Source organism: Sphingobium lactosutens, from assembly GCF_013393185.1.
In the GTDB taxonomy this organism is placed as follows: domain Bacteria; phylum Pseudomonadota; class Alphaproteobacteria; order Sphingomonadales; family Sphingomonadaceae; genus Sphingobium; species Sphingobium lactosutens_A.
The window spans coordinates 1-25,191 of sequence record NZ_QJQX01000033.1 but is presented as its reverse complement, the minus strand read 5'-3'; the positions used below and the strand labels follow the sequence as shown (position 1 = coordinate 25,191).

Here is a 25,191-nt window from a genome sequence, read left to right as displayed (position 1 = left end):
CGTACGCATCCGGTGAGGACCGCGGCTACTGACGGTTTGCTGGGGGATTTGGCATCTTACTTGCCGAGGAAGGCCTCGACGCCTTCTTGAGCGAGCACATCGCGGAATGCAGCATCGGCATCGCGGTCGGTGGGGAATAGATTGTCCCAGACCGTCGAGGTGCCGTGCTCGTTGACGACCTCGAGGGACCAGCCACGTTCGGTGGCGAGCCGCACGATGTTGATGGTCAGCCGTACGCCCGCCTGTTCGATGGACCGGCAGAGAGAGGATTCAATCAGTTCGGGTTGCGGGTCAAATTCCATGCCGTGATGCTATGAGATCACGGCTCCAGCTTCAACGCTGTTGGTTTCCAATTCCATGGGAGCAGATCGCCAAGCCGATTAGCCGGATGACCGGCGATGCGGGCAAGGACGTCGGCGAGCCAAGCCTGGGGATCGAGGTCGTTGAGGCGACAGCTTTGAATGAGTGAAAACATGATGGCGGCGCGCTGACCGCCGCGATCGGAGCCGCAAAATAGCCATGCTTTCCGCCCGAGTGGCACACAGCGTAGCGCCCGTTCCGCTGCGTTGTTCGTGAGGCATACCCTGCCATCGACGAGGAAGCGGGTGAAGGAGTCCCAGCGCCGAAGCATATAGTTGATAGCCTTGGCGAGATCATGGTTACGCGACAGCTTGGCGAGTTGGGCGTTCAACCAGTCGTGCAGTTCGGCGATCAGTGGCGCGCTCAACTCCTGACGGGCGGCAAGCCGCTCCGCTGGTGTCTTGCCGTTGATACCGCGCTCAACGTCGAACAGGGCGTCCAGCTTCTGCACCGCCTCCAGCGCAATCGGATAGATCGGGCCAGTCCGCTCGCCGCGGCTCTTCTTGCGCGCAGCGCCCTCGACGTCAGCAAGTTCGAAGAACTTCCTGCGCGCGTGAGCAAAGCATCCTGCCTCCAGGATGAGACCAGGCTGGCGGTTGGGAGCGTACAGCTCAAAATAGCCCGCATAGGCATCAGCCTGCAGAATCCCGGACCAGGACGCGAGGTGCGCCTGGGGATGTTCCCCGCGCCGGTCGCGCGAATAATAGAAAACCACCGCCGGCGGATCGGCGCCGCCGAACGGGCGGTCATCCCGGACATAATCCCATAATCTACCGGTATCGGTCTTGCCCTTGGCCATGACCGGCACGGTGGTATCGTCGCCATGCACGCGCTCGGCGGCAAAGACATGGGCCTCGATCAGCCGAAAGATGGGCATCAAGGCGAAGGACGCCGCACCAACCTGATCGGCAAGCGTGGAGACGCTCAGCGGCACGCCTTCGCGAGCGAAGCGCTCCGCCTGGCGGTTGAGCGGCTGGTGCTGCCCATACTTCTCGAACAGCAGCATGGCGAGGAAGCTTGGCCCTGCCCAGCCACGCGGCACGACATGGAATGGCGCGGGCGGCTGCGTGATCTTCTCGCAGTCACGGCAGGAGAATTTCTCGCGTACGGTCTGGATGACCTTCCAGGCACGCGGGATTACCTCCAGCGTCTCGGTTACATCCTCGCCCAGCTTCGACAGGCGCATGCCGCCACAGGCCGGACAGGAACAGGGCGCCGGAACGACGACGCGGTCGCGGGGCAAATGGACGGGGAACGGTTTTTTAACTGGCCTCTTGCGCTCAAAGGCGGTGACGTTCGTCGCCTTTGTCGCGGCGGCCTCGGCGGCCAGATCATCTTCGGCGGCGTCGGCCTCCAAATCTTCGAGCTCAAACTCCATCTGCGCAAGAAGCCGGCGGGTGCGTTCGGCGCTGGGGCCGTACTGCTCGCGCCTGAGCTTGGCGATCTGCAACTTGTAGTGCGAGATCAACGCCTCGGTGGCGCTCTCCCGGGCACGGGCATTGGCCAGTTCGGCTTCAGCGCTCGTGGCCCGCTGTTCGGCTTCATCGGCGCGCTGCGCACTGAGCCGTACCAACGCCTTGAGCGCTTCGATATCGTCAGGCAGGGGCGAAACGGCGGCGTCCACAACTTGGATGGAATCATAGAAAACCTCCCGGATGAAGCGGAAAATGCAGCCTCCGCCGAGAAAATCTGCGCCTATCCTGCGCTCTGTGGGCGCCAGCTATATTGCGGGTTCCGCCAGTCCACTCCGTCGAGCAGGCAGGCCAGCTGTGAGCTCGTCAGCGACACCACGCCGTCCTTCGCGGCGGGCCAAATGAACTTCCCTCGTTCCAATCGCTTCGAATATAACGACATCCCGAGGCCGTCGTGCCAGATTATCTTCACAAGCGCCCCGCTGCGCCCGCGAAAGACCCAAAGATCGCCGGCAAATGGGTCTCGCGAGAAGCTCTGCTGCACCATTGCTGCCAAGCTCTGCATGCCGCGCCGCATATCTGTGTGGCCCATCGCAATCCACACCCGCGCGCCAGCTGGGATCATCGCAGGGCCTTGAGCGCTGCCGACACCAAGGCAGCTGGTGCCGACGCAGATATGCTCACGCGCCCTTTGCCACCCAGATCCACGATGATCACCGGCATTGCGGCCTGGTGCGCATTCTGCTGTTCGCCATCGTCAACCACCGCCTCGGCGAACTCCGTCAGGGCGGGCGGCTGCCGCAGCTTGTTGCGCCACGTGTAAATGCGCGCCGTGGAAATATCGTGCCGACGCGCCACAGCCAAAACGCTGGCCCCAGGCGCAAAGGCTTCTGCCAAAATCTGGAGCCGTTCCTCGTCGCTCCAGCGCCGCCGCCGTTCCGGCCCGGTCATCACCGTGATCTGCCGCATCCACTGCTCCTAAGCGTGCTCTCGAGAGCGTTCTTAAGAGCAGGCCCCTACCTCACGACAAGGCGCGTCTCGCCGGATGCATACCGACTGGCGGCTTGCTGCTGTTCCTGTCAAGCCGACTGTTTCTGGGTGTCGCGATCGACGGCAAGCGGCTGATTACCTATGCGGGCGGACGCATCCATCATTGGCGAGAGCCAGCGCCAGCGGTTCGGACGATGTATTTGCGGATCGAAAATCGCGAACACATTATCACCTTTTACTACAGCGTCGATGGCAAGACATGGACACGCCATGGCTTGCGCATGGAAAGCTCGGGCTACAACGCAAATACCATCATGCCGGGTGAAGGGGAAAAGCGTGCGACCTGCCATATTCAGCAGCGGCGAAGGCGTGACCTTCTCCCGCGACTATCGTTACTAGGCCTTGTAAGAGTGATCGGGGCGTATCGTTTCGTCCGGTCATTCCGCATCGACACGAACAATATGCCCTGCGGTGATGTGCGGGGCGCGTAAAAAGGCTGCGCACATGATCGCGAGGTCTTCCTTAAGTTCCTCCCAATTTCCTTGATTTGCAGCCTCCGGTGACGATCCCAGTCCGAGATAGCGCGCCAGAGTGCAATAGATCATGCGGAAGGCATTTTCGACGAGCCTGACATGATCGTCCCGCCTAAAGTCTTTGGTGAACTGGAGAAAGAGCCGTCTTACGTCCAGACTAAGGCTTTCGGCAAAACTGCGCCCTGTCTGCGAAATGGAATCGTCGTTTATCGCCCGGAACATCAGGGGGCGCAGCACCGGACTGTGCGTGCGAAGAAGCTCGGCATACTGATCCACGAAATAATAGCTGAATTCGTCGAGCGAGGACGATTTTTCATTTACCTCGTTAAGCATGGTGGTCTGATCATGTCCGATCCTTGCCAACACGCGGGCCTGTACGGCGCGGATCAGATCGTCCTTGCTGTCAAATCGCAGGTAGATGGAGCCGATGGAAACCTTTCCGGCTTTGCTGACTTCGATCAGCGTAAAATCCTCGCTGCCCCGCTTGACCATCAGTTTTTCCGCAGCCGTCAGCATCCGCTCATAGGAAGCCTTGCTACGGCCCTGCTGCGGTTCACGGCTGGCTTCGCTCGGCAATAAAATAGAGTTGTTCTTCGCTTTTGCAGTCGACGCGCGGGCCATGAGCTTCCTATCAAAAAAGAATATCTGTTCTGGTTATCATTCTATTTTGGCCTACCATCGACAGAATGTAAACAGGTGGATGCCTCATTCCAATTTGATCGGGAATATGGCAATGAAATTTTCCAATTTTTTCAACGATTTTTCTTCCGTTGTAACGGAATGATATTGGAACTGGGTCGAAACGAATGTGTTTCAGCGCATCGCACTCTGATATGCAAATAGGCTAAGCCCCGCTGACTCCATAATTGGAAAGGGCAAAGGAGCAAAGGGTGTCGCGCGATGACGTCGGCGGCACGCCGATGCTTATTCGTGCAACTGCTATTTTTATTATAGCGCCTTATAGCGAAAGTCTTCGAAACGGACGGAGCCTTCGCCCGCCGCGAAAAGCGCCGGACGCAGGCTGGCGAGGTCATCCAACACATTGGTGTGGCAGCCTGACGTCTCGATCCGCGAGCCATGGCGCGTCCAGTCCCTGCCATCTTCACTGTAGAAAAAGGTGACGATGTGATGATCGTTGACAATCTTGAGGAAGATGTTCTGTGTCGCCGGAGTCGGCTCCTGCCAATGGCCTTCCTTGCCGCCGCGATAGGTTCTCATTCGCGTGCCGTCATGGCCCATGCCGAAGAACAGGCGATCCTTGTAGAACAGCAGAAGACCGCCAGTGACGTCGCCCATCAATTCCATCCTGACACTGATTTTATAGGCCTGATCGCCCACCATCTGGGACAGGGGAGAAGAGTCCCGCGGTCCTGTGCCCTTGAGGACAAGCCCGCCCTTGCTCACGACGGCGCGTGCGGCCTCGTCGGGCGAAGCGCCATAGAAGGTCCATCGCGAACCGAAAGCCGGGGTAATGAAGGCGTCGGACCGCGCGATCCCGTGCGCGCCCGTGCTTTTTGCAATCGGCTTGGGGAGGGGGCGTGACAGGTCTCCGCCCATGGCCCATCAGCTGTCCACTCGATCGGCTCCAGCAGGGTCTGGCGCCCCAGCATCCGATAGCCATTTTCATAGCCAGGATAGACCATGTACCAGCGCCCGCCCGGTCCCTCGAACATTGTGGTTTGGCCGCGCGACCACCATTGCTCGCTGTCGTTCTGCGTTCGCACGATAGAGTTATGCGGGCAGTTTTCCCAAGGCCCGTTCACCGATCGCGATCGTGCCGCGAATCAGCATATGGCCGGTCGCAGGACCGGCGGTGCCACCGACCGCGCTAATGAGGTAGAACCAGTCGCCCCGCCGCGTCAGTTTCGGTCCTTCCAGCGCATAGGCCTCTGTCACCCAGTCGTCGGGATAAAGCCAACCGTCGTAAACATTCTCGATCGGGCCAGCCGCCGACAGTCCGTCGCGCGACAGTTTCACGCGGTTTATGCCGGACAGGAACAGATAGCGTTCGCCATCCTCGCCCACCAGATGCCCGGATCGATCAATGTCCTGATGTCCATGTCGACCGGTTCGCTCCACGGGCCATGCATGCTGTCGGCATGAATGACGTAGATGTTGGCGAAGCTCTTCACCCCCTAGGACCAGAGGGCTGCCATGAACGGGATATAGATATAATAACGGCCGTCATGCTTGACCAGATCGACGGCAAAGACCACGCCCAGCGGCTTTCGCAGCGCGGGGCCGATCGGCATCCAGTTCACCAGATCGCGCTAATGCCAGATCATCAGCGACCGAGAGGCGTAGAAGCTGCTATGCGTCATATAATAGTCGTCGCCATCCTTCAGGATGGTCGGGTCGGGATAATCGCCTGAAAGAATGGGATTGAGATAGGTGCTGTCGCCAAGGTCGGCCCGCCGCTGCCCTTCCATTCCACGACGCCACGATTGCTTCTTCCCGGGAACGTTGCGGCGACGTTTCCGCTTGCCATCGCTGCGGCGCTGCCCCTAATCGCCGCCGCCATAGCTTCCCGACGCGATTGCATGGACTATCCTCTTCCGATCTTATGCTGACAGGCCTTAGCGGCTATGTCCCACCTTCTGGTCGATGATGCCGAACGGTGATCCCCGGTCGCCCAGCACCTCCATATGGATATGGTCGCCGAAATGCAGAAATGGGGTTTTGGGCTTTCCATCCGCGATCATTTCGATGGCGCGTCGTTCGGATATGCAGCTTGATCCGACCGTGGCATAATCGGCATTGGACACCGTGCCCGATCCGATGACGGTGCCTGCAACCAGATCGCGGGTGCGGGCGGCATGGCCGATAAGCTCGTGGAAGCCGAACTGCATTTCGCGCCCGTGGGGATGGCCGAACCACTGGCCATTGATCTGTACCTCCAGCGGAAGATGGACGCGACCATCCACCCAGGCTTCTCCTAGCTCGTCGGGCGTCACCGCGAAGGGCGCAACCGAGCAGGCGGGCTTGGCCTGCACCCATCCGAAGCCGGTCTTCATCTCGATCGGCGCAATGGCGCGCAGCGACCAGTCGTTGATGAGCACGACCAATCTGACATGATTCAATGCCTCGCTGGCGGGCGTCCCCATCGGCACCGTGCCGGTGATGACGCCATATTCCCCCTCGAAATCGATGCCGTCGGCTTCGCTGGGGAAGGGTACGTTTTGCGTTCCGGACAAGAACCGGTCGGACAGGCCCTGATACATCAGCGGCCTGTCCGTTTCGATCGGCGGCAGGTTGAACGCTTTCTGCATCAGGTCGGCATGTTGGGGAAAGGCCGACCCGTCGAGCCATTGCCACGCGCGGGGCAGGGGAGCGAGCAGGCGGGCGTGGTCGAGCGCTTCGCCATCTTCTGCATCCAGCCGTGCCGTAAGATCGCGCAAAGCCTGTTCCACAGCATCCCACCGCTCGATCGCCTGTTGCAGCGTGTCGGCTATACCCGTTGCGGGCAGGGCGCGTGCGGCATCGCGCGAGACGACGATCAACTGGCCGTCCGGCGTGCCATTATCCAGTGTCGCAAGGCGCATGGATTATTCCTCGATGATGGCGACGGCGCGGGTCCAGCCTGCGGACGCGCCCTTGATCTTGTGGGGGAAGCAGCTGACAGTGAAGCCGTTGCCGGGCAGCACTTCAAGATTGTGCAGCTTTTCCAGATGGCAATAGCCGATGTCGCGGCCCGCCTTATGCCCTTCCCAGATGAGCGAGGTGTCGCCCGTTTCCTTCACCTTCTCCGCCGTATAGGCGAAGGGCGCGTCCCAGCTCCACGCGTCGGTGCCGGTCACGCGAACGCCGCGGGTGGTGAGGTACATGGTCGCCTCATAGCCCATCCCGCAGCCGACATTGACGAAATCCGGTCGCCCCAGCGCCTTGCCCGCCGCCGTGTTGACCAGCACGATGTCGAGCGGTTGCAGGTCATGGCCGATCCGTTCGAGTTCCGCCTCGACATCGGCGGCGGTCACGACATAGCCGTCGGGGAAATGGCGGAAGTCCAGCTTCACGCCCGGGCGGAAGCACCAGTCGAGCGGCACCTCGTCGATCGTGATCGCCCGCTGGGGTTCACCGTCTTTGGCATCCATCGTCGGATGATAATGATAGGGCGCATCCAGATGCGTGCCGTTGTGCGTGGTCAGCGTCACCCATTCCGCCGCCGCGAAGCCCTCGCCGCCAGGCGTCTGTTCAGCCGTCACGCCGGGGAAGAAGTGCTGCAACTCCTTCACCGTTTCCTGATGCGTTTCATAGGTGATCTTGGGCCGCATGAAGGGCGGGTCCGACACCACGTCATTTTCCAGCGTGATCGACAGGTCGATAAATTGACGGGCCATGCCACATCCTCTCCAGCTTATAGGGCATGCCGACACCCGCTAAAAGCAGATGTCAGCATGGAGTGGCCGTGCAGCGCCACCTATTTGAACTATGGTTTCAGGCAGTCCTGCCGCCCAGCGTCTCTGCAAACCAGTCGGCGATGACATCCCGGCCATAGGCCATGTTGTCCGCGCCGACATGCTCCACGCCGCCTTCGCGCGGTGTGAAGATCACCTTTTCGCGCCGCGGCGCGTTGACGAGCTGGTCGTAGAGATCGTCGGCATAGCTGACGCTGATCTGCCGGTCATTCGCACCATGCGTGACTAGGAACGGCACGGTGATACGGTCCATATGGCCGTTGAGGTTCATGTCGGCGGATTTCGCATGGAAATCCTCCATGTCGCTGGCGCCGAACGCCCACATGACATGCGCCCAATAATGCGGCACCGGATTTTCGCCCTCGCGCTTCAGCCGCTTCTGTTGCACTTCGGCCCAATTATGGTTTGCGCCCCACACCGCGCCGCTGGCGAAGCGCGGTTCGTAAGCGACCGCGCGCGGGGCGAAATGGCCCCCCAGCGAAATGCCGGTCATGCCAATGCGGGCGGGGTCGACATCCTCCTGTCGCTCCAGCCAGTCAACCGCCTTGCTCGCCCAGCTCTCGCTATGCGGATCGACGGGAAGATCTTGCAGCCGCAGCGCCTCGCCCGATCCCGGCTGGTCGACGCACAGGGTCGAGATGCCGCGCCGTGCAAGAGCTTCGGGCAGGCGCGACCAGTAGAGCAGTTCTTTGCAGCTATCGAGGCCGTTGCAATAGACCACCACCGGCTTGCGGCCTTCACCGGGCGCCCGGGTGTAGAGCGCAGGCATCGTTCCGGTGCAAAGCGGTATTTCCACGCGCTCACGATCGATCTCGCCCAGCGCGGTTGACTTTTCGAACGCGGCGAGCGCCTTGGCGTAAGTTTCCTTGCGCCCCGGATGGCCGTGACCCTGCATCCGTTCAGCGGTGATCAGGTAAAGCGAGGCGCGCTCCAGCTTGCTGGATGCGGAAAAGGCGCGGCCCTTTGCCTCATCTTCCGCCGCCAGTGCGATCAGCTTGTCGCCCATCGCCGCCCATTGCGCCATGAAAGCAGGCGTGCCCGCATCCGCGCCGCTAGCCGCAGCGTCCTTGATCGGCTGGCACATGTCGATGATCTCGCCGAGCTGCGCCCCGCTCTCCATCGCGATCGCGACCGACAGGTTCCAGATATAGTTAGGGAAATATTCGAACAGCGCCACGGATCAGGCCTCCGCCGCCTGGAACAGTCCCTTGTCGGGTTCTGGGTGAGGCATGGTTTGCGGACCGCCCACGCCGATGCCCCACTGGTCCATCAGTTTCGGGCCGGGGATGTGCACCTTATGCGCGTGCGTTTCGAAGTCCACATGCTCCAGTTCGGACGTATATTCAACGGCGAAACCGGCGGGCGTGGTGAAATAGCTGAAGGTGTTGTTGCCTGCCGTATGCCGACCCGGACCCCAGCGCAGATCGGTGCCCTTCTGCTTCAAACGGTTGATGCCGACCATCATGTCGTCGACGCTTAACATGTCATAGGCGACATGGTTGAGGCAGGGCGGTCCGGGCAGGATGGCAATGCGATGGTGCGCCGAATTGCAGCGCAGGAAGCACATGAAATCGCCCAGCCAGTCGCTGATCTTGAAGCCCAGCACGTCGCAGAACCATTGCACCAGCGCCTGATGGTCGGGCGAATGCAGCACGATATGGCTGATCTTCTGCGGCACGCCTTCCCAGCGGGCGAGTTTGCGCGCATCGCGCCGGGCGACATCGCTTGAAATCTCGAAGCTCAACCCATCGGGCGAAAAGAAACGGAAGCCATAGCCACCGCCCAGCGTGTCCAGATGCTTGGGTGCGAAGATGATCCGACAGCCGGACGCCGCAACCTTGTCATGCAGCGCGTCGACATCGGCGCGGCTGTCGGCCGCCAGCGCGATCACGTCGACCCGCTTCTCCTCCGCACCGCGGAGGCGTACGACATAGCCTTCGTCGCCACCATCGGCGGCGAAGTAAACCATCCCATCCTTCTCGCCCGCGTCGACCAGCTTCCACTGGTCGGTATAAAAGGCGCGCTCGCCCTCCAGATCAGGGACGGCATAGCCGACATAACGTATCTCGGTGACACGGCTCATCGAAAACTCCTTCGAAAAATGCACAGCTGTTGAGCCTTCCGTCGGGCGGAAGGCAAAAGAATCGATAAAAGGTAGGATAACTCGCCAGGGGTTCGATGCATCCTCACATTTTATAAACTATAACCCTAATTCTATCATGCTCGTCATAATCGATCAAGCGTCGGTAGGGGGGGGGGAGGCAATATCGGCCAGCTTTTTCTCTGCCGGGTCAGTCCTCTTCGATACCGATCAGAGTGACTGGTCCCATCAGGCCGGACGATCACAGCCGGCAATGTCATGCACTATGTCCACCCAATGTCTCGGCGAACCAATCGGCAATGGTGTCACGGCCATAGGCCATGCGGTGATGCGCTGAATTGCAACGCAGAAAGCACATGAAATCGCCCAACCAGTCGCTGACTTTGAACCCCAGCACGTCGCAGAACCACTGCGCCATCGCCTTGTGATCGGGGGAATGGAGCACGATATGGCTGATCTTCTGGGGAACGCCCTCCCAGCGGCTGAGCGCGCGGGCGGTGCGCGCGGCGACATCGCTGGAAATCTCGAAGGGCAGGCCGTCGGGCGAGAAGAAGCGAAATCCATAGCCTCCGCCCAGCGTATCGAGATCCTTCGGCGCGAAGATGATGCGCGCGCCCGATGCCATCACCTTGTCGTACAGGGCATCCACATTCGCCCGGCTGCCCGCCGCCAGCGCGATCACGTCGATGCGCTTATCTGTAGCGGCGCGCAGGCGAACGACATAGCCCTCTTCCCAGCAGTCAGCAGCGAAATAGGTCATGCCGTCTTTCTCTCCGGCATCGACCAGTTTCCACTGATCGGCATAGAAGGCGCGTTCAGCCTCCAGGTCGGGAACGGCATAGCCGACATAACGAATTTCAGTGATACGGCTCATGACATAAACTCTAGGAAAAATGATGCGCGCCTCAGATCGGCTGCGCGACGATCTCGAACATGGCATGGGTGGCCTTGGCATTGTCGACCGGCGGACCCCGGCCGATCTGGCCGTGGCAGATGGCCAGGCTTTCGCGCACGATATAGGCGCAGCGATTGAAACGCCGGTCGCGATAGGCGGTGAAGGCTGTATCCAGATCGTCATGACGCGACAGTTCGTCGGCCAGCACCAGGCTGTCCTCGATCGCCATGCCGGCGCCTTGCCCCAAATGCGGCGTCGTCGCGTGTATGGCGTCGCCTAGAAGGACAACCCGGCCCTTGTGCCATGGACCCTCGACCAGCAGCCCTTCGAGCGGGCGATAGACCACACCTTCATCATCTATGATCTGCTCGGCAAGCGCGCGGATGGCAGGCGCGGTCTCTGCCAGTTTGCCACGCATGGTGGCGGCCAGGCCTTCCCTTGGATAGCGCGGATTGTCCGGCTCCGGCGTTGTCACATACATGTACATAAGGGTGCTCGAGATCGGGACAAGCCCCACCCCGGTTCGCCCATTATAGACCTGAAGCGCATCCAGCCCCGCGGGTCGCGGGAAATTGTAGCGCCACACGGCCTGGCCGGTAAATTGTGGTTGGGGCGCCTCGGGAAACAGCGCCGATCTGGTCTGCGAATAGACGCCGTCGGCACCGATAACCAGATCGTAGCGCTCCGCAGTGGCGTCTGAAAACCGCACGTCCACGCCATCGCCATCGTCGACGATCATGTCGGCTGTTATGCCAAGCCTTACGGTGGCGCCGCTCGCCAACGTACGGTCGCCCAGCACCTTGTGCAGCGCGGGGCGACCAATGCCGACATTTGCGGGTTTCCCTTCCACCAGTCGGGGCGAAGGCACCCGCGCGATCATTGTGCCGTCGGGGAGGAATATCTCCACCGCGTCGAAGCCAACGCCCGCCGACAGATAATCGTCCAAAAGGCCGAGCGCACTCATGGCCCGCACGACATTCGACTGCTGGATGATACCAACGCCATAAACCGACCAGTCAGGGTCACGTTCGATGACGTCAACCTCATGGCCTTTCGCGCGAAGCGCGATTGCGGCGGTCAGTCCGCCTATGCCACCGCCGACGACCAGAATGCGCTGCGCGTCCAAACTTCGCTCTCCACCATTATCCCGTGGAGGCAAGTCTAGCGCCGAAAAAAAATCCCAAAATTCGATTGTTTGGATTATCTTCTATCCATAAAATTTATGGATCGCGGCAGCGCGCAACTGTGATCGTAGCCAGCGCAGTCCTTCATCTGCTGCGCGGGTTTGATGAAACTGGACCAGTTCTTCCATCACCGGGAAGGGGAATGGCAAGGGCTGATAGACGATCGGAAACATCTGGGCCGCTGCAAGCGCTAGCCGCTCGTGCATGATTGCGAGTCGCTGGGTTCCGACCAGCAGCCAGGGCACCGTCGTGAAGGAAGATGCAGACACTTCGATCCGCCGATGCTTGCCCATTAGGGTCAACTGTCGGTCGGCAAAAGCCGCGTTGGAGAGCGTGCCGATCGCGATGGCGACATGACCGGCCGCCAGAAAGCGCTTCTCGTCCAGTGGCGTCGCCAGCAGATCATTGCCGCTCCACCCTGCCACCACATGCTGCTCTTCAAACAGCAATTCCGATGGATGATCCTGCGAGAGGAATTCACGCGGGCTGATCATGAGGTCAGCCTTGCCTGCGGCGATCAGTGGCGTACTTTGTTCGCCTGGAGACATGAGCTGGACGGTGATCGCCGGTGCCTCGACGACAAGGCGCGTCAGCAAAGGCGCGATAACGGCGGCGACGACATAGTCGGACGCGATCACCTTGAAGAGCCGTTGAGACGATCGCGGATCGAACGACGCCGATGTTGCGAGCAGCGTTTCAATCCCTCCCAGGCATTCGCGCACGAGGGGCGAGAGGCTCTCGGCAAATGCGGTCGGATACATACGTTTGCCATGACTGACGAGCAGAGGATCGCCGAAATAATCACGGAGCCGCGATAATGCAGCGCTCATGGCGGGCTGGCTCAGGTGCATCTGGCGCGCTGTTTCAGAAACCGAGTGGGTCTGCATCAGCCCTTCAAATACAGCAAGAAGGTTGAGATCGAGGCCGCGAAATCGCATGATCCATCCATTCCGTGATTGGATAATGATAAGTTCAAACGATTTAACCTATGCAGCATATCTGTCTAGTGTTTCCATACAGACGCGCTGGATCAGGCGCGCGGAAAGGGAGACGATCATGAAGGCAGCTCTGCTAGCAACCGCCGCAATCCTGCTGGTTCCCATTACAACGGCTCATGCCCAGACAGATGCAGAAATTGATCAGTCGCATGCCGGTGGTATCTCGGACATCATAGTCACCGCACAGCGGCGCAGTGAAAATCTTCAGAAGGCGGCGATCGCCGTAAGCGCTGTTACAGGCGACACGCTGGTGCAGCAGAGCATTACCCAGGCCAATGACCTGACCCGCGTCGTACCGGCCTTGCAGGTCGCGCCTGCGGCATCCTTCACCCAGATTTATCTGCGCGGCGTTGGGACCTTCGGTGCGAACGCCTTCGCGGAGCAGGGCGTCGCTTTCAATGTCGACGGGGTCTATCTGTCGCGACCCGCCGCGCCGGCCGGTCTTTTCTACGACCTTGAACGGGTCGAAGTGCTCAAGGGGCCGCAGGGCACGTTATATGGACGTAATGCGACGGGCGGCGCGGTCAACGTCATCACCGCCAAGCCCAAGCTGGGCGAGACGAGCGGCTATATCAATGCAGAATATGGCAATTACGATGCCATGAAGGGTTCAGCAGCGCTCAATCTGCCGTTGGGCGACAAGGTGGCGTTCCGGGTTGCGGGCCAATATGTGAAGCGCGATGGTTATTATAGCGATGGATATGACGATGAGGACACGCAGGCGATCCGCGCGCAGGTCAGCGGCGAAACCGGCACGGGTCTCGATGCCACGCTATCGGTCGATTATGCCCATGTTGGCGGCATGGGGTCGGGCGGCACGATCATGCCGCTGCTCGACGGAAAGAAGCGTCTTGGGCCAAGCGATCCCCGCGTCATCGCGGCCTATGTCGCCCGCTCCCCCACGCGTCCTGTGCCGCAGGCGATCGCGAACGGTGACGGCTACCAGGATAACGGCTTCTTCGGCGCAGCGCTGACGGTCAATGCAGATTTAGGCTTCGCCACGCTGACAGTGGTCCCAGCCTACCGAAGGACCAACCTTGATTTCCGCTCCTATGCATCGAGCTTCCTGATCGACATTCAGGAAAAGTCGAGCCAGATGTCGCTGGAGACCCGTCTCGCAAGTCAGTCAGGTCCGCTGCAATGGGTGATTGGCGGCTATTATTTCGCTGAAGATGTCAGTGCGCAGCAGAGGTTTGACCAGGCGAGCAACGGCACGCGCATCAATTCGCAGCTCCAGACCGAAAGTCTTGCAGCTTTTGGTCAGGCGACTTTTTCGCTGACAGACCGGTTCCGCGTCACTGGCGGCCTGCGCTATACGACCGATAACAAGCGCCAGGCGACCGAGGCCCATAGCTTGCCATTTGTGGGGTTCGTCAATCCTTCTCAGGGTAATTTCACGCCGATCATCCTGGATATCGTCAGCAACCCGCGCACCAATGTCGACTTCAACAAGCTGACCTGGAAGGCAGGTGTCGAGTTCGATGTCGGGCCAAGGTCGCTGCTTTACGCATCGGCCGCCACGGGCTTTAAATCCGGGGCGCTTTTTGCGGCGACCGGCCGCAATTATTCCGCGCCGGAAAATATGAGAGCTTACACGATAGGCTCTAAGAACCGCTTTTTCGACAATAAGGTCCAGCTCAACGCCGAGGCCTTCTACTGGAAATATAAGGACCAGCAGATATCCCATCTGGGCCCCGTTCAGGTCGCGAGCACGCCGGACGGCCCGATCTATAGCCCGGTCTTCACGACAGAGAATGCCGGCAGATCGACAATTTACGGGCTTGAGCTGGAAGCGCTCTTCCAGCCGTCGGCGAACGACCAGTTCTCCGCCAATATTCAGTATCTTCACAGCAAATATGACGTGCTCAATTATCAGGCCTATTCGACCACCGGCATCGCCCCTGTGATCGGTTGCGCTGTCACGCCGACCAGCCAGACCGGTGCCTCGCCTGCCGCGCGTATCTACAATGTTGATTGCTCGGGCCAGCCGCTCGTCAATGCGCCCAAATGGGTGTTCAACCTTGGCTATGAACACAGCTTCGCGCTGGGCGATCATGGCACGGTGACCGCTGCGGCTGATACACGGATCGAAACATCCCGCTATCTCTCGCTCGATTTTCTCGATCTGGGCAGACAGGGCGGCTATATGATGTCCAACGCGCGTCTCACCTACGATACGCCATCGGGTAATTTCTCGCTCACCGGCTTCATCAATAATATCGAGAATAAGCTGGTGTTCGCCAATTCGCTGCAAAGCCCGGCCAAGCCTGGTGTCATCTACAATCAGCTTCGCCCGCCGCGAACCTACGGCGTGCGCGCCGGCTTTCGCTTCTAATTTTTCACAATCATGACGGAGGTTGCATGTCAGCAGCTTTTTCCCGCCGCACCATGTTGCAGCTTGCGGGCAGCGGAGCGATATCGTTCGCCGCTGGTGCGAGCGGTGCCACCACACGCTCGATGCGCGCCGACTTTTTATGGGGTGCAGCAACCGCGGGGCACCAGGTCGAGGGCGGCAATGTCAACAGTGACAGCTGGGTCCTCGAACATGTCGAACCTAAATCCTTTGCCGCGCCCTCGGGCGATGCGTGCGACAGCTATCATCGCTGGCGCGAGGACATGGATATCGTCAAGCAACTCGGACTCAACACCTACCGGTTCGGTGTGGAATGGTCGCGTATCGAACCTGCTCAAGGGGAATATTCGCAGGCCGCGCTCGATCATTATCGCGCAATGGTCGAAGGCTGTGTCGATCGGGGCCTGAAGCCGCTCATCACCTTTTCCCATTTCACGGTGCCACGCTGGTTCGCGGGTCTGGGGGGCTGGGAGGAAATGGCCAATATCGACCATTTCCTGCGCTATTGCGAGCGAACGGCGAGGGGCCTTGGGCGCAATTATCGCCACGGCCTCACCTTTAATGAGCCGAACCTCGGCGCGCTGTTGTCATGGCAGCCCGATTTCCGCGGCGCGATGCCCTTCTTCGCAACGGCCAACGCTGCGGCCGCAGCGGCGATAGGATCAAGCCGTTTTTCGTCGACCCCGACCTTCGATACCCGGCGAGCGACCCCCGTTCAGCTCGCTGCCCATCAGCGAGCCACCGAGGCCATCAAGGCGATCCGTCCCGACCTGCAACTCGGTCTCAGCCTCGCAGTCGCGGACGAACAGGCAGGACCGGACAAGACGGCCATTCGCGAGAAGATCGCGCAGGTCTACACGCCATGGTTCGACGTCGTTTCCAAAGATGATTTCGTAGGTGTCCAGACTTATGGGCGCGCCGTGGTGGGGGAAGCTGCAGACCTTCCCCCACCGCCTGGCGTTGAAGTCACCCAAACGGGCATGGAATTTTATCCCGAAGCTCTTGAAGCAACGGTAAAATGGGTGGCCAGAGAAACCGGGCGCCCTGTCATCGTGACCGAGAACGGGGTGGCTTGCGCTGACGACAGCCGCCGTGTCGCCTATATCGATCGCGCATTGGCCGCTCTGGCGCGCGCCATTGCCAGCGGAACGGACGTTCGCGGCTATATCCACTGGTCCCTGCTCGATAATTTCGAATGGAACCGCGCCTACACCGCCCAATTTGGACTGGTGTCGGTCGACCCGAAGACCTTCAGGCGCACGATCAAACCCAGCGCCTTCCATCTGGGTGGCTATGCCCGCGCCAACCGGATCTGAACGCACCCACCTATCTTCACTCAACATTTCAGGACCGATCCCCCATGCCTATCCTTAACCGTCGCTCGTTTCTCGCTTCGGGCGCCGTGTTGGGGTTAGGCGCGGCGCCAGTCATTGCCGCCCCGACATCAAATGACAGATTGGGCGTGAAGAGGCTCCGTTGCGCCATGCGGGAGGCGCCCCTCGGGCTTGGTGACGAGCGACCCACATTGTCCTGGCAGTTGGAGGGACCAGCGGGCACATTTCAGCAGGCCTATCGGATACTCGTCGCCTCCTCGGGAACACTCCTTGCAAGTGGGCATGGAGATTTGTGGGACAGCGGGCGTATCGAGGGCGCGCATTGCACAGGCATTGCCTATGCCGGTCAGCCACTGCGATCGCGCCAGACATGTCATTGGAAAGTCGCGGTCTGGGACCGAAACGATAAGCAAGCCTGGAGCGCGGCTGCCCAGTGGGAGATGGGGCTACTCGCCACAGCGGACTGGGAGGGCAAGTGGCTTGCCGTCGAGGACGCCGTGGAGCGGGATGATCGGCTGGCAGGCGCCCAATGGGTCGATGCTCCGGCCTCCGGCCCGAAGGATGCCAGGCCATTCAGGCTGACATTCCCAAGCGGGGAGGGTGAGGCAACCCTGTTCATCATTGCCGATGGTGTCATGTCCGACCTGATGATCGATGGATCGCCGCTTGCGTTGCCCGTGCGCGATCCCAACGGCTTTGGCGGCGCGCCCGCGTTGAAGATTCCATTGCAGCTGGCCGCCGGAAACCATGCCATCACACTCAGGGTCGCGCCCGCGCCGGGCTACTTCATGAAGCCGACTGTCGCCCTGGCGGCGCAACTTCGTCAGGTCGGCCCGGCAGGCGCGACAGAGCGGATCACCCAAGGGTGGGAGGTTCGAACAGGCAAGGAGGGTGCGTGGGCGCGTGCAGATGTGGCGGCTGACCAACCGCACTTTCCCTGGCCGCCCACGCCTGCACGGCTTCTGTGCCGAACATTCAGTCATGGAGCCAAGCATGACAAGGCGCGACTGCATGTAGCAGCTTTGGGCGGTTATCGCATCTGGTTGAACGGCAGGCGGGTCAATGACGACGAGCTTCAGGCGCAGCCGAGCGACTATAATAATAGCATCCCCTATCGCACCTATGACGTCAGTAATCTCCTGCTCGAAGGCGAAAATAGTCTGGGTGTCATGGCAGGCGACGGATTTTACGCCAGCTATCAAGCGCCCGATGGGCGTTATTCCTATGGTGCGGCGCCACGACGCCTGAAACTGTGCCTCGACATCACACAGACGAACGGAGCGATCGTCCGGGTCGCGAGCGATGATCATTGGCGCCATGCACCAGCGCCGGTCCAGATGTCGGAAATCTACGCAGGCGAGGATCAGGACTTGCGGTTGTGGCCGCGAGATTGGCATCGGCCCCACTTCGTGCCAGCGGGCTGGGCGCCGGTCTGGGAAGCCCCCGAACCCGGCGCAGCCATTGTCGCTGCCTGCTGCGAGCCCATCAGGGTGATCCGCACGCTGGAGCCGATCACCGTGAGGAAGATGGATATCGCACGGCATATTGTCGATTTCGGCCAGAATTTCGCTGGGCGTGTTCGTCTGCGCGTCCACGGGCGTGAGGGGCAGGAAATCCGTGTCCGCCACGCCGAGCTGCTGACCGCCCAGGGCGAACTTGATCGGCGTAATTTGCGCGCCGCGCGTGCGGCCGACCACTACTGGCTGCGCGGGGATGGCCGTGAGGAGGTGCTGGAGCCGGTCTTTACCTATCAGGGCTTCCGCTACGCGGAGATTGAGGGCGTGTCGGACCTTGACGCGAAGATGATCTCGGCACTGGTCCTCTCAACGGCGCTCGAAGAGACGGGGACGTTCAGGATCGACCAGCCCGACCTCCAGAAGCTCTGGCTGAACATGTTATGGAGCCAGCGTTCAAACTTCATGGGCATTCCCACTGACTGCCCGCAACGCGATGAGCGGCTGGGCTGGACAGGGGACGCCCAGCTATTCTGGGATACCGCGAGCTTCACGATGGATACAGGCGCCTTCACCCGCAGCTATACCCGCATCCTGCGCGATGCCCAGAACGACAGGGGCGCCTATCCGCTCTGGGCGCCAGGTTCGGGCGGGAGCAATTGGGGGGATGGCACGGCGACACCGGGATGGTCGGACGCAGGGGTCATGTTGCCCTATGTCGCTTTCCTTCACAGCGGCGACCGGTCGATCGTCGATGAGAATTGGTCAGCCATGACTGCATATCTCGATGGCATCATTGCCAATAATCCGGACGGTCTGTGGAGTAAGGGCAGAGGCGCGGACCTAGGCGACTGGCTGGCGCTCGATGCCAAGGCGCCCGGTGACGAGACGACACCCAAAGCGCTCATTGGCACGGCGATGCTGGCGCGCTCCATCGAGCAGGTCACAAAAATGGCGGAGTGGACCGGTCGCACGGCGGACGCTTCAAGATGGCGTGCCCGCCATGCGATCGTCGCGCAAGCCTTTGCCAGAGCCTTCATCAAGTCGGACGGATATGTCGGTAATGGCAGTCATTGCAGCTATATATTGGCGCTTGGCCTTGATCTGGTGCCAAAGTCCCTTCGTAAACAGGCTGCCACCTTGTTGGCAGCAGATATTCGCCGCCGGGGGACATTGCTCAGCACCGGATTCCTGGGCACGCCGATGGCGCTCGATGCTCTCGCCGACGTCGGCGAACATAGACTGGTCTGGGATCTCCTGCTGCGCACGGCGTACCCGTCCTGGGGCTATATGGTGCGCCATGGCGCGACCACAATCTGGGAGCGCTGGGACGGCGATACAGGCGATGTCGCGATGAATTCCTTTAATCACTATGCGCTCGGCGCGGTGTGTGGCTTCCTTCATCGCCGGGTCGCGGCAATCGAGCCGACACAGCCGGGTTATGCCCGCTTCCGCGTGGCGCCGGTGCTGGACAAGCGGAACACCGGTTTTTCTGCCACGCTCGATTCTGTGAGGGGACGCATCCAGGTGGAGATGAGAATGAACCGGGGCTTGCCGTCGCTCCGTCTTGTCGTGCCGGCTAATAGCGTCGCCGACGTCTATCTGCACGACCAGGTGATGGAGGTCGGTCCCGGCGCGCACAATATCTCCATGCCGTCCCACCTCTTCGTTTGAACATATCGGCGACCCGGCGAGCAATCACATTTGGTTCGATCATAATCCATAAATATTTTGGATTATGATCGAACCAAACAATCGATTTTATTGCCTGCCAAAATTGGCCTAGCCAGATGGCCAACCATAACGGGGAGGATCAAATGCGCCGCACTTTTTCGGTCTCAATTCTTGCGATTGCCACAGCGACGTCGCTGGCGGCGTCCGCGCAGGATCAAGTGCCACCCGCTCAGGGTAACGCTGTGGATGTCCCGGTGGCAGGGGAAATCATCGTTACCGCGCAGCGCCGTGCCGAGAGCCTTCAAAAGGTGCCGGTCAGTGTTACAGCGCTCAGCAGCGACACGCTTACCTCGCGCAATCTTAATGACCTGACGCAGGTCGCTCGCGCAGCGCCCACCTTGCAGGTCGGCGTGGACAACTCGTTCGCGGTGCGCGGCGTCGGCACGCTCGCTTTTGCAGGAACGGTCGATAGCAGCGTTGCGCTGGCGATTGATGAGGTGAATCTGGGCCGGCCGTTGCTCAATAGCCCGCTGCTCAACGATCTGGAACGGGTCGAGGTTTTGAATGGCCCTCAAGGCCTGTTGTTCGGTAAGAATGCCTCGGCGGGCCTCCTCAACATCGTGACGAGCAAGCCGGTGATCGGGGAATATTCGAGCACCACCAATATCGAAGTGGGGATGCGCGATACGCCGTCGGCAAAGGGAAGCGCGGCAACGCTGATCGCCCGCGAAACCCTCAACATTCCTGTGTCATCCAACTCGGCGCTGCGCGTTTCGGGACTCTACTCCTATCAGGAGCCCGCGACCACCTACGTAGGTACGCCCAATCCCGGCACGCGTCATGATTTCAACGCCAAAAGCTACTCCTTCAAGGCCAAATATCTGCTGGAGGCAACGCCCGATCTGACCTTCTACCTGATCGGAGACTATAATGAAAATTACGGTATTGCAGGTATATTCGACAATACATATCGGCGGGTCGATGCGACCAGCACCAATCTTGGGGCGCTTGCGGGCGACGGCATAACGCCGGGACGCGACAATTTCGAATTTGGTGGCGATGCAAGCCAGTTCCGCGATATCAAGACCGGCGGCGCCCAGGGCAAGATCAGCTATGCATTCGGGTCAGGCTGGGAGCTGAGCAACCTGTTCGCGTGGCGCTTCTATGATCAGGATCAGGCGCTCGATGCCGACTATCTGACCGGAAACGGGTTCAACACGAACCGCACAGACGGGAATTATGATCAATATTCCAATGAATTGCGCCTGGCCCTGCCTTCCGGCAACCGGCTAAGCGGGCAGGTCGGCCTCTATTATTTCAAGTCGAAACTGGATCTCGCCCGCCAGCTTGGTGGCAACAGCTTCTTGCCGGGCTTTGTTGCGTCAGCTTATCCCTTTTGCGTCGGGGCAACGGCTGTTCCTGGTGCCTTCCCTCCCACATGCTCGGTCAGCAATGTCGCGCAGATCGGCAGCGATGCGTCCTATACGCTCAAAACCGAAAGCTATGCCGGCTTTGGACAGCTCACCTACGACCTCACCGATGCGCTGAAGATCATCGCGGGCGGGCGCATCACGCATGACAAGATCGACATCGACCTGGCGCAGAACCAGCTCAATTATTTCTCCGCGCTGGCAGGTCCACGCGGACGGTTTGCGCAGGAATATTCGAACACCGATTTCAGCTGGAAGCTCGGCGCACAGTATCAATTTTCCCCGACAGTCATGGCCTATGGCTTCTACGGTCGCGGTTATAAAGGCCCTGGTTTCAATGATAGCTTTCCAACCGCAACCGCTAATGTGGTGGTGCGCGAAGAGCATTCGAACACCGCCGAGGTTGGCATCAAGAGCGCCTTCTTCAATCGTCGTCTGACGCTCAATCTTGCCGCCTTCCATACGAAATTCAGCAATTTCCAGGTTCAGGCCTTCAATCCCACGACCGTATCCTTCCAGGTTCAAAATGCCGCGAAGGTCACGTCCAAGGGGATCGAAGCCTCCTTGTTCGCATCGCTGGTCGAGGGTCTGTCGATCAATGGCAATGTGGCGGTTCTCTCGTCCAAGTTCGATGACTTTCCGGGCGCTCAATGCTACCCGACCCAGACCACGATGGGCTGTTCAGCGACCGTTTCGACCTTCAATGCTGGTGGCCTGACCTTACCAGTGTCGCCCAAATTCACATCCAGCCTCCAGGCGACCTATGAATTCCCCACCTCTGGTGCGGTCCAGCCGTTCATCGAGGGCAATTGGTATCACCGGTCTTCGGTAAATTACCTGGTCAATCGGGCGCCTGGAGCAAGAGTCGGCGCTGTGGATATATTGGGTGCGAGCCTGGGCGCTAAAATCGGGACGCTGCGTGTCGCGCTCTTCTGCAAGAATTGCACGAACAAGTTGGTGCCAACCGCGATTGGTGTTGACTCCGGGGACGCCAATGCCCGCAACTCCCGCGGCCAGGCGACGCCGAAGCTGTCCTACGCGCAGCAATTTGGCCTGGATTCCGTTCGCACGATAGGCCTCTCGGTCGGTTTCAAATTCTGATAGTCAAATGTGGCCATGTCCGGCGAAAAGCACGCCGGACATGGCTGTCACGACTGCCCAATAATCAGGTGGAGAGGTCTTTGTTCACGCGCTCGCTCTCAAGCATCTTCCTCCTCGCCATGGCTGCTCCGGCTGTCGCCAAGCCAGTATCGTCAAAGACGCAGTCTGCTTCAGCAGGAGATATTGATCCGCGATCCGTCACGCTCTTATCGGCAGGATGGCGGTTCGATTTCGGGGAGCATCCTGGCGCTGAACAACCCGGATTTGACGATGCAAACTGGGCGGAAGTCACCGTACCTCACAGCTGGAACCGGGTGGGATATTATTTGAGGCCCGCCAGCGCCTCGGCCAATCGCCCCGAAACCGTCAACAAGGCGCAGGGTATAGGATGGTATCGGCTTGCTTTCCAAGCTGATCCCATGTTGCGGGGCAAGCATATATGGCTGGAATTCGATGCCGCCAGTCGCATCGCAAGCATTTGGCTGAACGGCCAGTTTCTGGGCGAGCATAAGGGCGGCTATTCCCGCTTCCGCCTTGATGCCACAAAGGCGCTGAAGCCCGGCGGCGCCAACATTCTTGCCGTGCGGGTGGACAACAGCAAGCCCGCACCCGGCTCATCCACTGCCGACATTTTGCCGCTGACGGGCGATTTCTTCGTACCCGGAGGCCTCTATCGTCCCGTGCGGATTGTCGGCACGCAGGATGTCCACTTTGATATGATGGACCATGGCGGCTCGGGCATTCGAGCAATCACGAGGTCCTTAGACATTGGCGCAGCGCTCCTCGACGTTGAGGCAGCGCTGCGCAGTGAAAAAGGGAAAGTGAGGGGGCTACGACTAGAGACGCGCCTTCTCGATGTAGACGGCCGCGTCGCTGCGCAGCAGTTGCAAAGCCTATCCTTCGCTTCGGGCAAGGCCCGAGCATTGGCCACTTTGCAGGTCCCTTCCGCCCGTTTGTGGCAGGGTACGGAAGATCCCTATCTCTATCGCCTGTCTACCCGAGTGCTGGATTCAAAAGGTCGGGTGCTCGACAGCGTCGAACAGAGTTTTGGTATAAGGCGCATGCAATTTGATGCCAAGCAGGGCTTCCTTCTCAATGGAAAGCCCTATCGCCTGCGCGGCGTTGGCTATCACCAGGATCGCGAAGACAAGGGCTGGGCGATCACGCCCGCCGATGTCGAACAGGATGTCGCGACGATGCGCGAAATGGGCGTGAACAGCATTCGTCTGACGCATTATCAGCACGGCCAGACAATCCATGATCTTGCCGACCGCTACGGGATCGTCTTGTGGGATGAGGTGCCTTTGGTTTCGGCCTGGACGTGGGGCGACACGAAGGAAGCAACTGCCGGGCTTGTCGCAAATGCGCGCCAGCAACTGTCTGAACTCATCAGGCAGAATGGGAACCACGCTTCTGTCGCTTCCTGGGGCATTGCCAACGAGGTGGATTTCGGAAACTCACTGCCCGCGTTCTTGGCCAGCTTTAAAGGCGCGCCGCCCGACCCCCTGCCGCTGCTCAAGGAACTGAACGCTGCCGCCAAGGCGTTGGACCCCAGTCGCCCTACAGCGCTTGCCACCTGCTGCGAAGGGCGCCTGTTCGCGCCCGGCGTCGAGGTGCCGGTTACAGCGCCGGAAGCAGATCTGGGCGGCGCAAACCGTTACTTTGGTTGGTATTATGGCAAGCCCGAGGAAATCGGGTCCAGCCTCGATACGTTGCACGCCCAGCGGCCCGACCAGCCTCTAGCCGTTACCGAATATGGCGCCGGCGGTGCGACGACGATCCATACCGACAATGTGCTCGGCGGACCGGTCGATTCCCGTGGTCGCGCGCAGCCTGAAGAATATGAAAGCTACGTCCATGAACGCAATTGGGCGCAACTTGTCGACCGCAAATATCTTTGGGCGACGTGGCTCTGGGTCGGGTTCGATTTTGCAAGTACGGTCCGCAGTGAGGGCGACGCGCAGGATGTCAATACCAAAGGCTTAGTGAACTTCGACCATAAGCTGCGCAAGGACGCCTATTATTTCTACAAGGCCAATTGGTCCAACGAGCCGACCGTCTACATTACGGGCCGTCGTTACGTTGATCGTGCCTATGTCGTTACCGACGTGCGGGTTTACAGCAATGCCCCCTCGACAGAGCTTTTGCTGAACGGGAAAAGCCTCGGCTCCGTTTCTAATTGTGAGCAGAATGTCTGCATTTGGAGAAACGTCCGACTGACAGTGGGAGCTAACGCCCTGATCGCAAAGGGCAGCATCGATGGTGCCGCAGTAGAGGATCGCGTCGAATGGCGACTTTCGGATGAGGTGGCGCGGACCATTCGTATCGACGCTGGCGCATTAGTCGCCGCGAAAAGTGCCACCGGCACCTATGGCTCGGACAATTTCTTTGACGGCGGCGCGGCTGGCTCGATCGTTGAGCCGGCTGACTATGGCAAACCCATAAAGCCGGTGTCGATTGCCGGCACGTTGGACAGTGCCATCGCCGCAACCTACCGGGAAGGGAATTTCCACTATCGTATTCCGCTCGAAAATGGGCGGTACCGGGTGAAGCTGACCTTCGTCGAACCCTCTGAAGCGCCGAAGCCATATCATTTCTCGGTTCTAGCCGACGAGAATATTGTTATTGCCGATTTGGATCTCGCCAAAACCTCTCCGGCCGCCAGGACGGCTGTGGAACGCAACTTCCTCGTCGCAGTCAAAAATGGCATGCTGGATCTTCATTTCCGACCGATTGTCGGCAAAGCAATTGTTTCTGCAATCGAGATCGTTCGCTGACTGTTGCTTTTGTCCAACGAAAATGGCTGCGGTTCGTAAGTTGAAGGGGTGCGGGATTTTGGATCCCGACTTAGGCTCAGGACCTATTAAATTGGTTGCGAGGATGGCGATCGGTTGATTCAATGGCGGCGTGAGGAGGCGTCGTCATGAGTGATCTGATCTGGCTGTCGGAGGCGCAGA

Annotated in this window: 21 protein-coding genes and 2 pseudogenes; 6 read left to right on the top strand and 17 right to left on the bottom strand. The window is 59.9% G+C overall.

Annotated features, from left to right (window positions below):
* Positions 1 to 56: 56 nt before the first annotated feature.
* From DM806_RS05595 to tnpA, 4 genes are all read right to left on the bottom strand, one after another.
* Positions 57 to 302, bottom strand: coding sequence for a hypothetical protein (locus DM806_RS05595; RefSeq protein WP_019052496.1), 246 nt, complete (start codon positions 300 to 302; stop codon positions 57 to 59).
* Between the two features lie 17 nt (positions 303 to 319).
* Positions 320 to 1,984 (bottom strand): IS66 family transposase, encoded by a 1,665-nt coding sequence (gene tnpC, locus DM806_RS05590; RefSeq protein WP_179041790.1) that lies wholly within the window; start codon positions 1,982 to 1,984, stop codon positions 320 to 322.
* Between the two features lie 71 nt (positions 1,985 to 2,055).
* Positions 2,056 to 2,397, bottom strand: coding sequence for an IS66 family insertion sequence element accessory protein TnpB (tnpB, locus tag DM806_RS05585; protein WP_019052498.1), 342 nt, complete (start codon positions 2,395 to 2,397; stop codon positions 2,056 to 2,058).
* Positions 2,394 to 2,741, bottom strand: coding sequence for an IS66-like element accessory protein TnpA (gene tnpA, locus DM806_RS05580; protein ID WP_062788688.1), 348 nt, complete (start codon positions 2,739 to 2,741; stop codon positions 2,394 to 2,396). The genes tnpB and tnpA overlap by 4 nt, the downstream gene beginning before the upstream one ends.
* Positions 2,742 to 2,836: 95 nt before the next feature.
* Between tnpA and DM806_RS05575 the strand changes: the two genes are divergently transcribed.
* Positions 2,837 to 3,253 (top strand): hypothetical protein, encoded by a 417-nt coding sequence (locus tag DM806_RS05575; protein ID WP_179042243.1) that lies wholly within the window; start codon positions 2,837 to 2,839, stop codon positions 3,251 to 3,253.
* Here the strand turns inward: DM806_RS05575 and DM806_RS05570 are convergent.
* The 13 genes and pseudogenes from DM806_RS05570 to DM806_RS05530 form a co-directional block, all read right to left on the bottom strand.
* A complete protein-coding gene (locus DM806_RS05570; protein ID WP_256869127.1) occupies positions 3,200 to 3,916 on the bottom strand; it encodes a TetR/AcrR family transcriptional regulator in 717 nt (238 codons plus the stop codon). The genes DM806_RS05575 and DM806_RS05570 overlap by 54 nt on opposite strands.
* Positions 3,917 to 4,243: 327 nt before the next feature.
* Positions 4,244 to 4,852, bottom strand: coding sequence for a hypothetical protein (locus tag DM806_RS27585; RefSeq protein WP_306294745.1), 609 nt, complete (start codon positions 4,850 to 4,852; stop codon positions 4,244 to 4,246).
* 62 nt (positions 4,853 to 4,914) lie between these two features.
* Positions 4,915 to 5,019, bottom strand: a pseudogene (locus DM806_RS27580) (hypothetical protein); the annotation flags it as partial.
* A gap of 7 nt (positions 5,020 to 5,026) precedes the next feature.
* Positions 5,027 to 5,374, bottom strand: a complete 348-nt coding sequence (locus tag DM806_RS27575) for a family 43 glycosylhydrolase (protein WP_372859293.1) — start codon at positions 5,372 to 5,374, stop codon at positions 5,027 to 5,029.
* A gap of 56 nt (positions 5,375 to 5,430) precedes the next feature.
* Positions 5,431 to 5,556 carry a hypothetical protein gene (locus tag DM806_RS27570; RefSeq protein WP_306294744.1) on the bottom strand — a complete coding sequence of 42 codons (126 nt, stop codon included), beginning with the start codon at positions 5,554 to 5,556 and terminating at the stop codon, positions 5,431 to 5,433.
* A 9-nt stretch (positions 5,557 to 5,565) separates the two neighbouring features.
* Positions 5,566 to 5,724, bottom strand: a complete 159-nt coding sequence (locus DM806_RS27565; RefSeq protein WP_306294743.1) for a family 43 glycosylhydrolase — start codon at positions 5,722 to 5,724, stop codon at positions 5,566 to 5,568.
* 147 nt (positions 5,725 to 5,871) lie between these two features.
* On the bottom strand, positions 5,872 to 6,837 hold the full coding sequence (locus DM806_RS05560) for a fumarylacetoacetate hydrolase family protein (protein WP_179042242.1): 966 nt from the start codon (positions 6,835 to 6,837) through the stop codon (positions 5,872 to 5,874).
* A 3-nt stretch (positions 6,838 to 6,840) separates the two neighbouring features.
* Positions 6,841 to 7,632: a cyclase family protein gene (locus tag DM806_RS05555; protein WP_179042241.1), complete on the bottom strand. Its 792-nt coding sequence runs from the start codon at positions 7,630 to 7,632 to the stop codon at positions 6,841 to 6,843.
* Between the two features lie 97 nt (positions 7,633 to 7,729).
* Positions 7,730 to 8,887 carry an alpha/beta hydrolase family protein gene (locus DM806_RS05550; RefSeq protein WP_179042240.1) on the bottom strand — a complete coding sequence of 386 codons (1,158 nt, stop codon included), beginning with the start codon at positions 8,885 to 8,887 and terminating at the stop codon, positions 7,730 to 7,732.
* Positions 8,888 to 8,890: 3 nt separating this feature from the next.
* Positions 8,891 to 9,793, bottom strand: coding sequence for a VOC family protein (locus tag DM806_RS05545; protein ID WP_179042239.1), 903 nt, complete (start codon positions 9,791 to 9,793; stop codon positions 8,891 to 8,893).
* Positions 9,794 to 10,127: 334 nt separating this feature from the next.
* A pseudogene (locus DM806_RS05540) lies at positions 10,128 to 10,685 on the bottom strand (VOC family protein); the annotation flags it as partial.
* A gap of 31 nt (positions 10,686 to 10,716) precedes the next feature.
* Entirely contained in the window at positions 10,717 to 11,832 is a 1,116-nt protein-coding gene (locus tag DM806_RS05535; RefSeq protein WP_179042238.1) for an FAD-dependent oxidoreductase, read from the bottom strand.
* Positions 11,833 to 11,913: 81 nt separating this feature from the next.
* Entirely contained in the window at positions 11,914 to 12,828 is a 915-nt protein-coding gene (locus tag DM806_RS05530) for a LysR family transcriptional regulator (RefSeq protein ID WP_179042237.1), read from the bottom strand.
* Between the two features lie 118 nt (positions 12,829 to 12,946).
* On the opposite strand from DM806_RS05530, the gene DM806_RS05525 reads away from it, so the two are divergent.
* From DM806_RS05525 to DM806_RS05505, 5 genes are all read left to right on the top strand, one after another.
* Positions 12,947 to 15,223, top strand: coding sequence for a TonB-dependent receptor (locus DM806_RS05525; protein WP_179042236.1), 2,277 nt, complete (start codon positions 12,947 to 12,949; stop codon positions 15,221 to 15,223).
* A 26-nt stretch (positions 15,224 to 15,249) separates the two neighbouring features.
* Entirely contained in the window at positions 15,250 to 16,557 is a 1,308-nt protein-coding gene (locus DM806_RS05520) for a glycoside hydrolase family 1 protein (RefSeq protein ID WP_256869126.1), read from the top strand.
* A 44-nt stretch (positions 16,558 to 16,601) separates the two neighbouring features.
* On the top strand, positions 16,602 to 19,703 hold the full coding sequence (locus tag DM806_RS05515) for an alpha-L-rhamnosidase (RefSeq protein ID WP_179042235.1): 3,102 nt from the start codon (positions 16,602 to 16,604) through the stop codon (positions 19,701 to 19,703).
* A gap of 143 nt (positions 19,704 to 19,846) precedes the next feature.
* Positions 19,847 to 22,234, top strand: coding sequence for a TonB-dependent receptor (locus tag DM806_RS05510; protein ID WP_179042234.1), 2,388 nt, complete (start codon positions 19,847 to 19,849; stop codon positions 22,232 to 22,234).
* Positions 22,235 to 22,314: 80 nt separating this feature from the next.
* Positions 22,315 to 25,011, top strand: coding sequence for a glycoside hydrolase family 2 TIM barrel-domain containing protein (locus tag DM806_RS05505; RefSeq protein WP_256869124.1), 2,697 nt, complete (start codon positions 22,315 to 22,317; stop codon positions 25,009 to 25,011).
* The last annotated feature ends 180 nt before the right edge of the window (positions 25,012 to 25,191 follow it).

What these genes read in the sequence shown, in the direction of transcription:
- DM806_RS05520 (WP_256869126.1), top strand. Translation starts at nt 15,250, where the DNA reads ATGTCAGCAGCTTTTTCCCGCCGCACCATGTTGCAGCTTGCGGGCAGC.
- DM806_RS05515 (WP_179042235.1), top strand. Translation starts at nt 16,602, where the DNA reads ATGCCTATCCTTAACCGTCGCTCGTTTCTCGCTTCGGGCGCCGTGTTG.
- DM806_RS05545 (WP_179042239.1), bottom strand. Translation starts at nt 9,793, where the DNA reads ATGAGCCGTGTCACCGAGATACGTTATGTCGGCTATGCCGTCCCTGAT.
- DM806_RS05530 (WP_179042237.1), bottom strand. Translation starts at nt 12,828, where the DNA reads ATGCGATTTCGCGGCCTCGATCTCAACCTTCTTGCTGTATTTGAAGGG.
- DM806_RS05510 (WP_179042234.1), top strand. Translation starts at nt 19,847, where the DNA reads ATGCGCCGCACTTTTTCGGTCTCAATTCTTGCGATTGCCACAGCGACG.
- DM806_RS05595 (WP_019052496.1), bottom strand. Translation starts at nt 302, where the DNA reads ATGGAATTTGACCCGCAACCCGAACTGATTGAATCCTCTCTCTGCCGG.
- DM806_RS05525 (WP_179042236.1), top strand. Translation starts at nt 12,947, where the DNA reads ATGAAGGCAGCTCTGCTAGCAACCGCCGCAATCCTGCTGGTTCCCATT.
- DM806_RS05560 (WP_179042242.1), bottom strand. Translation starts at nt 6,837, where the DNA reads ATGCGCCTTGCGACACTGGATAATGGCACGCCGGACGGCCAGTTGATC.
- tnpA (WP_062788688.1), bottom strand. Translation starts at nt 2,741, where the DNA reads ATGCGGCAGATCACGGTGATGACCGGGCCGGAACGGCGGCGGCGCTGG.
- tnpB (WP_019052498.1), bottom strand. Translation starts at nt 2,397, where the DNA reads ATGATCCCAGCTGGCGCGCGGGTGTGGATTGCGATGGGCCACACAGAT.
- DM806_RS05570 (WP_256869127.1), bottom strand. Translation starts at nt 3,916, where the DNA reads ATGGCCCGCGCGTCGACTGCAAAAGCGAAGAACAACTCTATTTTATTG.
- DM806_RS27565 (WP_306294743.1), bottom strand. Translation starts at nt 5,724, where the DNA reads ATGGAAGGGCAGCGGCGGGCCGACCTTGGCGACAGCACCTATCTCAAT.
- DM806_RS27585 (WP_306294745.1), bottom strand. Translation starts at nt 4,852, where the DNA reads ATGGGCGGAGACCTGTCACGCCCCCTCCCCAAGCCGATTGCAAAAAGC.
- DM806_RS05555 (WP_179042241.1), bottom strand. Translation starts at nt 7,632, where the DNA reads ATGGCCCGTCAATTTATCGACCTGTCGATCACGCTGGAAAATGACGTG.